At 61.9% G+C, this 13,831-nt stretch carries 14 protein-coding genes; 7 read left to right on the plus strand and 7 right to left on the minus strand.

The window, feature by feature from the left end:
* Positions 1-76: 76 nt before the first annotated feature.
* The 6 genes from G442_RS0108440 to G442_RS0108465 all read right to left on the minus strand — a co-directional run bounded on the left by G442_RS0108440 (position 77) and on the right by G442_RS0108465 (position 5,077).
* Positions 77-805, minus strand: coding sequence for an isochorismatase family protein (locus tag G442_RS0108440; RefSeq protein WP_026397650.1), 729 nt, complete (start codon positions 803-805; stop codon positions 77-79).
* Between the two features lie 187 nt (positions 806-992).
* Positions 993-1,829, minus strand: coding sequence for an alpha/beta fold hydrolase (locus G442_RS0108445; protein ID WP_026397651.1), 837 nt, complete (start codon positions 1,827-1,829; stop codon positions 993-995).
* A gap of 162 nt (positions 1,830-1,991) precedes the next feature.
* Positions 1,992-2,756, minus strand: coding sequence for a glycine betaine ABC transporter substrate-binding protein (locus tag G442_RS0108450; protein WP_026397652.1), 765 nt, complete (start codon positions 2,754-2,756; stop codon positions 1,992-1,994).
* Positions 2,757-2,818: 62 nt separating this feature from the next.
* Positions 2,819-3,376 (minus strand): ester cyclase, encoded by a 558-nt coding sequence (locus tag G442_RS0108455; protein ID WP_026397653.1) that lies wholly within the window; start codon positions 3,374-3,376, stop codon positions 2,819-2,821.
* Between the two features lie 10 nt (positions 3,377-3,386).
* The gene (locus G442_RS21450; RefSeq protein WP_035376341.1) at positions 3,387-3,917 is read right to left on the minus strand and encodes a cupin domain-containing protein; all 531 of its coding nucleotides are present in this window, start codon (positions 3,915-3,917) and stop codon (positions 3,387-3,389) included.
* Positions 3,918-3,994: 77 nt separating this feature from the next.
* Positions 3,995-5,077 carry an L-dopachrome tautomerase-related protein gene (locus G442_RS0108465; protein ID WP_026397654.1) on the minus strand — a complete coding sequence of 361 codons (1,083 nt, stop codon included), beginning with the start codon at positions 5,075-5,077 and terminating at the stop codon, positions 3,995-3,997.
* A gap of 440 nt (positions 5,078-5,517) precedes the next feature.
* Here G442_RS0108465 and G442_RS0108475 point away from each other — a divergent pair, with 440 nt between their 5' ends.
* The 7 genes from G442_RS0108475 (at position 5,518) to G442_RS21460 (ending at position 12,785) form a co-directional block, all read left to right on the plus strand.
* Positions 5,518-6,615, plus strand: coding sequence for an enolase C-terminal domain-like protein (locus tag G442_RS0108475; protein WP_026397656.1), 1,098 nt, complete (start codon positions 5,518-5,520; stop codon positions 6,613-6,615).
* A 49-nt stretch (positions 6,616-6,664) separates the two neighbouring features.
* Positions 6,665-7,018 (plus strand): aldehyde dehydrogenase family protein, encoded by a 354-nt coding sequence (locus G442_RS0108480; RefSeq protein WP_026397657.1) that lies wholly within the window; start codon positions 6,665-6,667, stop codon positions 7,016-7,018.
* Positions 7,019-7,049: 31 nt separating this feature from the next.
* A complete protein-coding gene (gene mdlC, locus G442_RS0108485; RefSeq protein WP_026397658.1) occupies positions 7,050-8,642 on the plus strand; it encodes a benzoylformate decarboxylase in 1,593 nt (530 codons plus the stop codon).
* A 25-nt stretch (positions 8,643-8,667) separates the two neighbouring features.
* Entirely contained in the window at positions 8,668-9,102 is a 435-nt protein-coding gene (locus G442_RS0108490; protein WP_026397659.1) for a GlcG/HbpS family heme-binding protein, read from the plus strand.
* 96 nt (positions 9,103-9,198) lie between these two features.
* Positions 9,199-9,945: an L-dopachrome tautomerase-related protein gene (locus G442_RS21455; RefSeq protein WP_051292099.1), complete on the plus strand. Its 747-nt coding sequence runs from the start codon at positions 9,199-9,201 to the stop codon at positions 9,943-9,945.
* 76 nt (positions 9,946-10,021) lie between these two features.
* The gene (locus tag G442_RS0108500) at positions 10,022-11,512 is read left to right on the plus strand and encodes a catalase (protein ID WP_026397660.1); all 1,491 of its coding nucleotides are present in this window, start codon (positions 10,022-10,024) and stop codon (positions 11,510-11,512) included.
* A gap of 334 nt (positions 11,513-11,846) precedes the next feature.
* Entirely contained in the window at positions 11,847-12,785 is a 939-nt protein-coding gene (locus G442_RS21460) for a CPBP family intramembrane glutamic endopeptidase (RefSeq protein WP_051292100.1), read from the plus strand.
* A 41-nt stretch (positions 12,786-12,826) separates the two neighbouring features.
* Here G442_RS21460 and G442_RS0108510 read toward each other — a convergent pair whose 3' ends face one another.
* Positions 12,827-13,822 (minus strand): zinc-dependent alcohol dehydrogenase family protein, encoded by a 996-nt coding sequence (locus G442_RS0108510; RefSeq protein ID WP_026397661.1) that lies wholly within the window; start codon positions 13,820-13,822, stop codon positions 12,827-12,829.
* Positions 13,823-13,831: the final 9 nt, after the last annotated feature.

The raw sequence follows: 13,831 nt of genomic DNA on the forward strand, positions 1-13,831 counted from the left end.
ACCTCGAATGTTCAGCTCTGCCACGGACAACCGCCGACGGTGACCCGCCGAACGGTCGTCTATGGGAACAGGGGCGTCAGGGAATACCGGCCAGACGATTAACCGTTTCGTCCGTGGTCCAGACGGCATTCGCCATGAATCGATAGTTGATCAGCGCGGCGAGATAACCGTCACCGTCCGGCAATTTGGGTGCGGCAACGGCGTCGCGGACCACGGCGACTTCGAAGCCCGCCTCCAGCAGATCTCGCATATGCGATTCCACGCACATGTTGGCGAGCATGCCTGCGAGGATCACCTGGTTGACTCCCCTCTTGCCGAGCTGAAATTTCAGGTCGTTCGCTTGGGGGCCATAGAGCTTATGTGGTGAGCAGATGATGGTTCTGCCGTCCTCGATATATGGCTTGAACTCCTCCAAGAAGTCAGCGCCTGACGCACGAAAACCATCGACGGTATAGGGACCCTTTCGATCGAATACACCGGCATCGTGCTGGAATTTCTCCAGCGGAGCCTGCCAGCGCCAGTGATGATCCCAGCAGTAATAATAATGGGGAGACACAGCGACCGCGATTTCCGCCTTCCGCGCTGCCTCGAACAGCGCGATCAGGTTGGGCACCAAGTTGTTTTCCGTCACGCTCTCGCCGACGGCGGGCCAGGCACGTCCCCTCGGGCTCATCACGTCAACCTGCGGATCGATGACGACGAGCGCCGAGCGCTCGCGATCAAGAACCATCGTCGATTTCGGCAATGCGGGGGTTAACGTGTCGGCATAGAGCTCTGCGGAGCGAGGCGAGTAATTCGGCTTCATGAATAAATCCTCATCGCTGATCGGCGCTACTCGCCGTCTGCCCGGCGCCGCCGAATGTGATTTCAAGAAGTAGGCCTTTAGAGGCAACCGGAGCCGGGACGGGCCCGCAGGGGGGCGGAGAAACCTTTCCAACCTCTAAAATAGCAACTGCAGGGGACCCTTTCGGATCCCGCAACAGTGATCAGTTTCACCTCTTCACGAATGCGAGGAGATCCGGGTTGATGATATCGGCATGGGTCGTGAGCATGCCGTGGGGGAAGCCCGGATAGATCTTCAGCTCACCGTTCCTGAGGATCGTAGCCGAGAGCACGGCGGCATCCTGATAGGGCACGATCTGGTCGTCATCGCCGTGCAGGACGAGCGTCGGCACGCTGATAGCTTCGAGATCAGCGGTCTGATCGGTTTCGGAGAAGGCCTTGATGCCGTCGTAATGCGCCTTGGCACTGCCGTTCATGCCTTGGCGCCACCAGTTCCGAATCGCACCCTCCAAGATCTTCGCGCCGGGTCGGTTGAAGCCGTAAAAAGGCCCAGAAGCGACATCGAGAAAAAATTGCGAGCGGTTTGCCGCAAGCCCGTCGCGCAACCCGTCGAACAGGTCGAGCGGCAGCCCGCCAGGGTTCGTCTCGGTCTTGAGCATGAGCGGCGGGACGGCGCTGACTAGCACCGCCTTGGCAACGCGGCCGGTCGGCTCGCCGTATTTCGCGATATAGCGGGCAACCTCACCGCCGCCGGTCGAGTGGCCTATATGCACAGCATTTCTGAGGTCGAGATGCTCCGCTACGGCAAAGGCATCGGCCGCGTAGTGGTCCATGTCGTGACCTTCGCTGACCTGCGATGAACGGCCGTGGCCCCGCCGGTCATGGGCCACCACCCGATAGCCGTTCTTCAGGAAGAAAAGCATCTGCGTGTCCCAGTCGTCGGATGACAGGGGCCAGCCGTGATGGAACACGATCGGTGGCGCTTCTTTCGGTCCCCAATCCTTATAGAAAATCTCGACGCTGTCCTTGGTTGTGACTATCGGCATGTTGATCTCTCCTTTGGTATTGAATCAATCCGTTCTTTGGGGCAGCTTTTGACTGAAACGGTGAGGCGCACAGCCGTGTTTGTCTTTGGCATAGCGCGCAGCCGTTTCAGCGCTGAACGAGGTCTGGGCGCCGTCACATGGCCCCCCCCATCATCAAGGGCCTCAGACACCCGCGTCAGCCGATCGGGTGACCTTGCCGCTGGCCATGTTGCGGAGCGCATCGTCAAGTGCGCTCACCCGGGCGTTGCCCAGAGTTAGGCGGGCGAGTTCGTCCAATGCGGGTTCACCGACCAATGCGCGCGCATTTTTTCTCACTAAGAGGGTCGCACGATCGGTTCCGCCCAGCAGCCCCTTCGGCTCGGCAAGTGCTCTGATCACGTGACGATGGTGGAGCCATTGGGGATGCCAGAGCGGAATGACAACCCACCTCTTCTCGGCCACGGCCGCCTCGAACCGGCCGAAGCATTGGTCTTCGGTGCCAGTCTCGAAGTGATAGCCGGCTGCGCCAAGCCCATACTCTTCAACTATCCTGTGCGAAAAGCGACTGATCCCTGCGCCGGGATTGATACCCTGGATCAGCTTCTCCATGCGACCCATTGCTAGCGGTCCGAGGAGATCATGAATACTGCCCACAGCATTTTCAGGGACGTAATCGGGTACACCCCAGATGCAGTAAGGTGTGTACAGGATCGTTACCTTGATTGCGTCGTCCTCAAACGGGGCGAAGTAGGCGCCGTGACTCGCCGGCAGCCAGGCCGAGACCAACATGTCGATCTCACCGCGTCCGAATATCTTGAACATTTCCTCATGAGGTGCGGCTAGGCGCTCTATCCGATGACCATGCCGTTCGAGCACGGACTCAACTTCGCGCGCACTGGCATCGTGAAAGCTCAGATCGATGTGACCAACACGAATGGCTCTGCTCATGATTCTCTCCTTTGATCTTGGTCAAGTGGATAGCCACAAAGCCGCAAGCCGATCGATATGCCCTAACGGGGCACCACGCCGATCTGTTGCAGGAACGTGAGGTTGTCTTCGAGGTGCCAGTTGTCGGTGATCCGACCGTGGGCGACCTCGACGATGTCGGTAGCGATGAAATCGACCGTCTGGCCATGGCCAACGTGATCGCCGAAGCGGCCGGTGAACTGTCCAGTAAAGCGGAGTTGCGAGACCACGCGATCGGCGACCACGAGGCGCTGGACAACCGTCACCTTGAGTCCGGGTACGGCCGCTAGAAAGCCCTTGGAAGCTGTCGCCGGCCCCGTCGGTCCCTGCGGTCGGCCCGGTGGTAAGGTGTGGTCGATGAAATTCGAACTTATTGCGGCGTCGAGGAGACGCAGGCTGCCATTGACCCAAAAGCCATAGAAGGCGTCGATCGGCTTGAGGATCTCGCGCAGGCGCGCCTTGGGGATGTCGCCTGCGACCAGGATGGCCTGCGGGCGGGTCATGGCGAGCGCGTCGGTATCGGAGACCTCGGCCGCAGCGGCAATGCTAGGCATCGCGCAAGTAGCAAGTGCCGCGAGGGACAGACGAATTGAGGTCTTCATCGACTGTGACTCACTTCTTCAGATAATTCGCAGTCCCGTCGATCCAGTCCTGGCGCTGTGGCGCGAAGATGTCGATGTCGATGGTGTCCTCGGTGATGACGAACTCATGCGGGACATTGGGTGGGATCACCATCAGGTCGCCGGAGACCATGACGAACTTCTTTCCACCGGAATAAACTTCGGCGCGCCCCTTGGTGATCCAGGTAATCTGCTCGTTCGGATGATGATGAAGCGGGACGACGGCACCCTTCTTCAAGGTCCACACAACGAACGTGCTTTGGGCGCCATAGATGACCTGGCGGTCGATAAGCGCAGAGACGTGTTCAACCGGCTGATCGGCAAGACCGTAGAGCACCGGCGCTTGCCCCGTGTGCAGGCTGACCTGGGGCTGGATGCCCATGCGGGGCGCGTCCTCAGGTACCTTCGTCGGTGCGACGACGGCGTCGGCGAGCGCGGCATCAGTGCTGAGGGCAGTTCCGGTGATGGCAACCGCACTTGCGATCGCGAGCCAGCGGCGTGAGGCCAGAGAATGGGCAGCCATGACAATCACTTTCTTCGTCTTGGGCCCCCGCACTCGTCGGCGCTGGGCGGCCTTGGGTTTGTTGCCACCTTCGACGTCTACTTCGGGGCGTCGAGCGGCATTTTCAGAAGTTGGACGGGCTGAACGATGCGAGATTCGCCGCCATGAAACATCGCCGCCCTGTCGATCTGCGGCACGGGCAACCAGATGATCCGATGCTCATCGATGAACGGAGCATCGACCCAGTGGAGTGCCGGGTCTTGAATGATCGTGGTGATGGTCCCGTCGGTGGCGCGTCGCTTCAGCGCGTTGCGGGCGAGATCGCTGAAATAGAGGTTACCGCTCGCATCCATCGCTGAGCCGCCCATCGCCGGCAGGTCGGCCCATGGGTCGACCTTCTCAGCAATCTCGTCCGGTGACATAGCGGGATCGTCGAGATACCGCGTCTCGATGCGCGACCATGGCCCTTCGAGCGGACCGAAGTAGAGCCAACGTCCGTCAGGCGATACCTCCATCGGGTCGCAATTGACCTTCAGGGGCTGGCCGTCCGGTCCCCTGAGGATTTCACCGTCAAGAACGATGTTGCGCCTACCCGCGGTCGTGGACGGGTGACCGTCGAGGACGCGCCGCGTTTGACCGGTCTTGAGGTTGAGGATGATCAGCCCCGACCGGCCGGCGTCAGTCAGGTAGGCATGGTCGCCGTGAAAGCGTATGTCATCGACATAGCTTCCCTTGACGATCGCCGTCGGGCCGAAGCTGACGATGCGCGTCACCCCGCCCGACTTGAGATCAATGCGAACCGCCTTGGCAGCGCCCGGCAGCGGGTCGCCGCCGAATTCAGGCGAGCCGGTATCGATAACCCATAGCCCGCCGCTGTCGTCACGATGGAGCGAGTTGACATTGACGAAGACGTTGCGCGGGTCGTCGCCGGATCGCCAGCCATTCCAGTGGGCATCGGGATACGGCTGGGGATCGCCGTGTCTGTCGAGCAACGCCAATGCGGGGCCCGTCGAGCCGCTCCATCGCGGGCCGGCAACGAAGATTCGTCCACCGTCCACCGCGACGGCATTCCAGATCATGGTCCGGCTCTCTGCCGCGACGGTTAACCTCGGTGGAACGGCGAAGCTCGCGGACGGCGCGACGATGACTGCGAACAGCATGGCGATCCCGGCAGCGTGCATGGTGGGGCCCTCCTCGCCCTAGAAGCCGGACAGCATGCCGATCGACCGTGCGTTTTCGATCTTTCCCGGCTTGCGGCAGGCAATGGCTTTCATCTTTCACGCTCCTTTGGTGTCTCTCTCGACGGCCTGGCGCTGCCGGAACGCCGGCTCCAGCGGTCCGTGGCAACGAACCTGCCCGAGCTTTCGCCCGATGCCCCGTGAATTCTCGTGAAAAGCCTAGGCGCCGTCTGGATTCGGGGTTCACTTGCTTCCCGACCTCGCTGCGGTGATTGCGCGATAGCGCCTAGGCGCCTGCATCAACTTTCTTGCCATCTGAAGGACTTGTTTGCGACTTCCCGGCACTCCGGGAGGGTCACAGGAATTCACAACTCGCCACGGGACTCTGGACTGCGCTTGGCTAACCTTCCTCCGGACCGAAGCACCGAGCCGGGCAAGCAATCATGGCCAGTTCCACCACTCTAAAATCGATCCGTATCCGTACTGTACATGTCCCGCTGCGGCGCCCTGTCATCGCCGGGATCGGTCGCTTCGACCAATGGCCCATGATCCTGATAGATCTCGAGGCCAGCTCCGGCACCATTGGGCACAGCTATCTGGCGCCGTACCGCGCCGCCGCTGTTTCAGCGATCGTGCAGGAGCTGCGGGAGCTGGGCGCGCTCTTCAGCGGCCGACCGATCGCGGCGTTCGATATGTTCGAAGGTGGTCTCAGGGCGCTTAACGTCGTTGGCGTGACCGGGATATCGTTGGCCGCCATAGCGGCGATCGACATGGCGGCCTGGGATGTGCTCGCCAAGGAAGCGGGCCAGCCGCTCGCCGTTTTGCTGGGTGGCACGCTTGGTCCTGTGCGTGGCTACAACAGCAACGGCCTGTGGCGTCACGAAGTCTCCACCATCGCGGCCGAGGCCCGAGAACTTGTCGAGGAAGGCGGCTTCCGCGCCATGAAGCTGCGGCTCGGCAATGAGCATGCTGCCGACGACATCGCCGCGATCGAAGCTGTGCGCGAAGGCGTGGGCGATAAGATCGACTTGATGGTTGACTTCAACCAAGCGCTGGGCCTCGGTGACGCGATTCGGCGTTGCCACGAACTGGATGAGATGGGGCTCTATTGGTTCGAGGAACCCATCGCCTACGGCAACGTCCGGGGGTATGCGCAACTCGCCCGAAGTGTCCGTACCCCTCTGCAAATGGGCGAGAATTTTTGGGGGCCACGCGACTTTTTCACGTTCCTGGAGGCTGGCGCAGTCCACTACGCTATGGGCGACCTCATGCGGATCGGCGGCGTCTCGGGCTGGCTGCGCGCTGCGAGCATCGCGAGCGCAGCCGGTGTGCAGTTCTCCAATCACCTCTACCCAGAAATCTCCGCTCACCTGATGCGCGTAACGCCTACTGCGCACTGGCTGGAGTGGGTCGACTGGGCGAGCCCGATCCTCGCCGAGCCCACTGTGCCGGTCGCTGGCCAGATCCATCCCTCGACTGCGCCGGGTACCGGCGTCGCCTGGAACGAGGCCGCAGTCGCGAAATACCTCGTCGAGGCCTGAGCGGGCGAGCAGCGAGCGCCACCCATTCGAGCCTAGGAGGCATGAAGCGATGGCCTACGAAACGATCAACCCAGGGACCGGCGAGGTGGTGAAGACCTTCCCACAGATCTCGGATGAAGACGAGGCGATCGAAGCCGCTAACGCTACCCCGTTCGGCGTCGGCGGTTCGGTCTTCACCGCCGACCTCGACCGTGATCGCCGCTCCATCGACCAGATCGAAAGCGGCGTGGCCTTCGTCAACCGTCCGACCTGGACTGCTCCGGAGCTGCCCTTCGGCGGCATCAAGAATTCGGGCTACGGGCACGAACTGTCCGAGCTCGGCTTTGAAGAATTCGTAATCCGAAAGCTGACAGCCGTCTCGCCCGTCTGTGCGCCCCTTCCCGGGGGCGCGGCAGCGGATTGATCCGGGCTTCGTCAAGAGAGTGGAGAGGAAAATGACGACGGTACGCGAAGCATTCTACGAAGTTGCCCGCAAGCTCGGGCTGACGACGATCTTCGGCAACCCCGGCTCGACAGAAGAAACCCTGTTGAAGGATTTCCCGCCGGACTTTCGCTACGTGCTGGCGCTACAGGAGGCGCCGGCTGTCGCCATGGCGGACGGGTACGCCCAGCGCACGGGCCGCGCAGCCCTCGTGAACCTGCACACGGCGGCGGGCATGGGCAACGCCATGGGGAACATCGAGAGCGCCTGGTACAACCGGGCGCCGCTCATCATCACGGCAGGCCAGCAGACCCGCCAGATGTTGCTGCTCGAGCCCTATCTGACGAACACGCAGCCGACCGATCTGCCGAAGCCATTCGTCAAATGGGCCTATGAGCCATCCCGCCCCGAGGACGTGCCCGGCGCCCTCATGCGAGCATACGCGATGGCGGTGCAACCGCCGGCCGGCCCGGTCTTCCTGTCGATCCCGATGGACGACCTCGATAAGCCGGCGAGGGTACCCGAGATCCGCTTGGTCAGCCGTCGCCTCGGCGCCGATCCTCGCTATCTCGCAAACGTGGTCGACGCGCTCAACGCTGCCAAGTCTCCCGTTCTGATCATTGGCGGAGCCGTTGACCAAAGCGACGGCTGGGACGATGGCGTGCGATTGGCCGAGCGCCTGCGGTGCAAGGTCTGGGCGGCGCCCGGCGAAGGACGACCGGGCTTCCCCGAAACTCATGCCGCCTTCCAGGGCAGCCTGCCCGGTGCGATCAGACCGCTGTGCGATCTTCTCGGCGGGCATGACGTCATTGTCGTGATCGGTGCCCCGGTCTTCCGCTACTACCCCTATGTCGAGGGCAACTATATCCCGCACGGCTCGCGGCTCTTCCACATCACCGACGACCCAAACGAAGCGGGCCGTGCCCCGGTGGGCGAGAGCATCCTCGCGGATCCGGCCCGCGCTTGCGCGGTTCTCGCCGACCTCATCAAAGAGCCGCAGCGACCGGCGCCGGCGCCCCGCCCACGTCTCGCGGCACCGTCCGACCATCAGTGCATCACGCCTGAACGGCTCTACTTCGCGATCGACCAGGCTCGACCGGACGATAGCGTAATCGTCCAGGAGTCGATGTCGTCTCTAAAGGCGCTGCGCCAGCGGCTACCGACAAGCCGGGCACGCTCGTTCTTCTCCATGTCGAGCGGCGTGCTGGGCTACGGCTTGCCGGCCGCGATCGGCGTGGCGCTTGCCGAGCGCGATGAAGGCACGGACCGCAAGGTCATCGACATCGTCGGGGACGGAGCTGCCAATTATGTCATCCAGGCCCTCTGGACGGCAGTCCAGCACACGCTGGACATCCTGTTCGTGATTCCGCGCAACGGCGCCTACAACATCCTGAAGGCGTTCGCGAACCAACTCCATACTCCGGGCGTCCCTGGACTGGACTTGCCGGGGCTAGATTTTCTCTCCCTGGCGGCCGGCTACGGTTGCCAGGCCGAGCGCGTCACGGAGCTGTCCACACTGGACACCGCTCTTCAACGCGGGATCGCGACCCCGGGTCCGCACCTGATCGAGGTCCATGTGGACCCGACGGTTCCGTCCCTACTGTAACCCGCCATCGTAAGGATTTGAGCTCATGAACCAACATGCCCTTATCCAAGATCGCTGCCAGATCACCTATGCCGGCGCCGCCATTGCTCTGGAAGCCGCCGTCGCGCGGTCCCGCGAGATCAACGCGCCCGAGTGCATCGCCGTGGTCGATGCCGGCGGCAACCTTCTGGCCTATGGCCGGGTCGAGGGCGCTGCGGTGCTGGCGCTGAAGCCATCGATCGCCAAGGCCCAGACCGCAGCCTCGCTCGGCATCGCCACCGGCCCATTCCCGTTCGAGTTCGGCGTCGACCTCGCCATCGCGAGCAAGGGCGGCATCACCAATCTCGGCGGCGGGCTGCCGATTATCGTCGACGGCGTGGTGCTCGGCGCGATCGGCGTGGGCTCCGGCACGACCGAGCAGGACGTCGAGGTGGCCGAGGCTGGCCGCGCGGCGCTGCTGCGGGCGCTCGGCTCCAAGTAAGCGCTGGCGTCAGCACCCGTGAAGATATTCGTCCCCGCATTCGCTCTCATAGCCCTGGTCTGCGTCAGCGCCTCCGCTCAGATACCCGGAGGCTCCATGAGCGATAAGGCACTCCCCGCCGAGCAAACAGTCGGCATGATCGAACGCGTCGCGCACTTCTTCGATGCGGTGCCCACGGGCGCCACCGTGTCTGCGACGGGGCGCATCTTCATCAACTATGCGCGCTGGGGCGACGATGTGCCCTTCACCGTTGCGGAGATCCGTGACGGCAAGGCGCTGTCGTTTCCCGACGCGGCGATCAATGCTTGCGAGCCCAAGCATTCCGGCACGACCCTAATCAGCGTCCAAAGCGTTGTCGTCGATCCGAAGGATCGGTCGTGGGTCCTCGACACAGCCGCGCCAGGCTTCGCAGAGCCCGGGGCCGGGGGCGCCAAGCTCGTGGTCGTCGATCTCACGACCGATATGGTGGTGAAGACAATCCTTCTGTCCGGCGGCGTCGTGCTCAGGTCGACCCATGCCAACGAGGTGCGGTTCGACCTACGCCAGGGCAAGGAAGGCGCCGTCCACATCACCGACTCCTTGATCACCGGTCCTGGTGGGATCATCGTGGTCGACCTCGCGACCGGCGAAGGCAGGCGGCGATTGAGCGGCCGTCCCTCCACAATGCCCGATCTAAAGTTTGTGCCGGTCGTCGCGGGGGAGCGGCAGGCCGTGCGAGAGACCGGCACGGCGCCCCAGCCTTTCGCGGTGGGTTCCGATGGCATCGCTCTCTCGGCTGATGGCGCGACGCTCCACTATCGCCCGCTGTCGAGCCGGCATTTGTACGCAGTCCTGTTGAAGTGACCTGCGGCGATCGCCTGGACGCTCGGCCCACACGATCGATCTGCCGTCACCCCAATCACCCGCTACGAGGTTTGTTATGACGAATTCTACTCATGGCCCCGTTCTTACGACTACCGCGGGCGCGCCGGTGTCCGACAATCAGAACAGCGTCACAGCCGGCGCCCGAGGGCCGATCCTCCTGCAGGATTATCAGCTCATCGAGAAGCTCGCGCACCAGAACCGCGAACGTATTCCCGAGCGGGTGGTTCACGCCAAAGGATGGGGCGCGTTCGGCACGCTGACCATCACGTCCGATGTCGTGAGGGGATATACAAACGCCAAGTTATTCGACGCGATCGGCAAGAAGACGGACCTCTTGGTCCGTTTCTCCACCGTCGCCGGAGAACAGGGCGCGGCGGATGCGGAGCGCGACGTGCGCGGCTTCGCCATGAAATTCTATACCGAGGATGGCAACTGGGACCTCGTCGGTAACAACACACCGGTCTTCTTCATCCGCGATCCCTATAAGTTCCCTGACTTCATCCGGACCCAAAAGCGCCACCCGCGCTCTAACCTGCGTTCGAACACTGCTATGTGGGACTTCTGGTCACTGTCGCCGGAATCATTGCATCAGGTGACGATCCTGATGTCCGATCGCGGGTTGCCGGTGGCGCCGATGTATATGAACGGCTACGGTAGCCATACCTATTCCCTCTGGAACGACGCCGGCGAGCGCGTCTGGGTGAAGTTCCACTTCAAGACCCTGCAAGGCCATCGACACCTCACCAATGCAGAGGCCTCGGAGGTCGTCGGCCGCAGCCGAGAGAGCTATCAGGAGGCGCTGTTTGGGGCGATTGAGGACGGCTGCTTCCCGAAGTGGACGATGTTCGTCCAGGTCATGACGCAAGAGCGGGCCAAGAATACCTGGTTCAATCCATTCGACCTCACGAAGGTTTGGCCGCACGCCGACTTCCCGCTGATCGAGGTCGGCGAAGTCGAGCTGAACCGCAACCCGGACAACTATTTTGCAGAGGTCGAGCAGGCGGCCTTTAGCCCGTCCAATATCGTGCGGGGCATCAGCTTCTCGCCTGACAAAGTCCTGCAGGCGAGGATTTTCGCCTATGGCGACGCGCACCGTCACCGTATCGGGACACATTACGAGGCACTGCCGGTGAATGCGCCGAAATGTCCGGTGCGTCACTATCACAAGGACGGCGCGATGCGCTTCTTCCACAACGACACAGGCAACTCCGACGCGTACTACGAGCCCAACAGCTACGCCGGGCCCGTTGAGGTCAGACGCTACCAAGAGCCGCCGCTTGACCTGGAGGGCGCTGCGGCGCGGTACGATCATCGCGACGGCAACGACGACTACCGCCAACCGGCCGCACTGTTCGCGCTGTTCGACGAGGGCCAGCGAGAACGGCTTTTTTCGAATGTCGCCGCCGCCATGCAGGGTGTTCCGCAGTCGATCGTCGAACGCCAGCTCGCGCACTTCACCAAATGCGATCCTGCCTACGGAGCCGGCGTGGCTGCGGCGCTCGATCGCGTCAAGACCGCACCACGCACGTCTCAGGCCGCTGAATAGAGTGCGGTCGCTGACCGCGCATCAGCGGAACGACGCTTCGGTCCAGCGGGCATGTCGCGCAGCTCCAACGCTCGGAAGAAGGCGGCGCCGGTGAGGTGCCGCCCGCCAAAATGCTCAACGAGCTGGAGATGTTGCGACCGCCAGCCTCCTGGAGCCGCGGATCGACGAAAGGGAACGCAGGGTGTTGTTCGTCACCGAGATTGGTAGGTAGAGCCCCGCACTTTTTGCCTCGAACTGAGGATTGCTCCCGTGTCGGACACAGCGGTGGGTACGCGTCTCAGCGGCGACTTCGCACGACCGGCGCCGCGCCGGTCGAACTCGGGCCGTCGGCGCAATGCTGCGGGATTTCCAAGCTATTTTCCGCCCAATTTCCCAGAATCGGAAACTGATCGTGTATCAAAAAACTCACATCACCGACGCGAGTGGCGTCATCGGTCCGGGGCACTGGCAGAAGCTCCGCATCCTCGGATGGATGCTGGCGCTGCTGGTTTCTATTATGATCGAACTGGGCTTACAGTCTGCTATCCGTTCGTTCGTCAGCACCAACCCGATGATCGTTCTGACGGCAGCCTTCGTAACCCTCGCTCTTGCCTATGCCACATACGTCGCCCTCGTGCGTTACGGGGAACGGCGGCCCCTGCGGGAGCTGGCGCTTCGTCCTGCACTCAGAGAACTCACCGGCGGCATCACGATTGGCTGCGGCATCATGAGCGTAGTGGTAATCGGTCTTTACTGTATGGGTATTGCATCGATCCATCCGAGCAACTGGTCGGACTGGTCTCACGATATACGCGAAGCCCTCGGCACCGGATTTCTGGAAGAACTTCTGGCGCGGCTCATTATCTTTCGACTTCTGTCATGCGCCTTCGGCCTTTCAGCTGGCGTTGCGATCTCGGCGCTCCTTTTTGGAGCTGCTCATCTCCACAACCCTAGCGCCACGATCCTGTCGGCCGCCGCGATTGCGATCGAAGCAGGACTGCTTCTTTCAGGGTTTTATATCGCAACGGGCCGAATATGGGTGAGCGTGGGAGCCCATGCTGGGTGGAACTTTACACTGGGGGCGATATTCGGAGCACCTGTTTCCGGAATGCCGAGCCAGGGAAGTTTGCTCCTCACCAGATTCGATCCAACCGCGCCGGTATGGTTAACCGGCGGGGCATTTGGACCGGAAGCATCCATTCTCACCGTTGGCGCTGGACTGATTGTCTTCACGGGCACCGTGATCGTAGGTGAATGCCTCGAAAAGAAGAACCGAGGCATACTTTCCGCATAATGACAGTTGCCTGTCGGTCGGGAGGTGACCGAGCGAACCGGTCACACCCGCTCGATAATAATTTTTCCGACGGCACGGCCGCTCTCAAGTCTGTCGTGCGCGTCCCGTACACCATCGGGAGTAAAAGCATATCTGCGGTCAATCATGGGCCTGAAGGCACCGTTCTCGACGAGTTCCGCGATGCGCTCCAGAATGACTCCATGCTCATGACGATCAATATTATGAATCAGCTGGATCGGCATAAAGACCAGATCCAGCCGCAGCGCCTTGAAATGCATATCGGTCAGATCATAGCGGTCGTACCCTATGATCGACACAACATGGCCCTTCAGCTTCGCCAGTTTAAGCGACGTCTGGAAGGAGGGACCGCCCACCGTGTCAAATACAACGTCGAAGCCGTTTCCTGCTGTCAATCTGGAAACCGCATCCTCGGGTGTTTCATCACGGTAGAGGATAATATCTTCCGCACCAAGGGAGCGCGCAATCTCCGCCTTGTCAGGTGTTGAAACCGCCGCTGTTACGCGCGCACCCAGAATACGGCCGATCTGAACCGCCATATGTCCGACACCACCTGTTCCGCCCTGGATCAACAGCCTGTCGCGCGGTTTGATGCGGGCACGGTCCACGAGAGCCTCCCAGGCCGTGATCCCCACGAGCGGGATCGCGGCTGCCTCGCCGAACGTGAGATTACGCGGCATACGTGCGAGGAGCGCTGCATCTGCCTCCATGTAATCTGCAAGAGATCCTGGGATTCCCGTAACGCCCCCGGCGCAGCCATAGACATGATCTCCGACGGCAAATCGTGTCACTCCCTCGCCGAGGGCAACGATCTCGCCGGCAACATCGAAGTGCAGGATGGCGGGAAATGTCAGGCCGGCCGTACCTTCGGAGCCTTCTCGAATTTTCGTGTCCACCGGATTGACGCTGGTTGCCATCACCCGAATGAGTACATGCCCGGTACGAGGTTCGGGCGTAGGGACATCCATGGTCTCGAACACGGAACTTGGACCATGAGCATTAATGACGATTGCTTTCATAAGAGAAAT

The organism is Acetobacter nitrogenifigens DSM 23921 = NBRC 105050 (assembly GCF_000429165.1).
Taxonomy (GTDB): domain Bacteria; phylum Pseudomonadota; class Alphaproteobacteria; order Acetobacterales; family Acetobacteraceae; genus Acetobacter; species Acetobacter nitrogenifigens.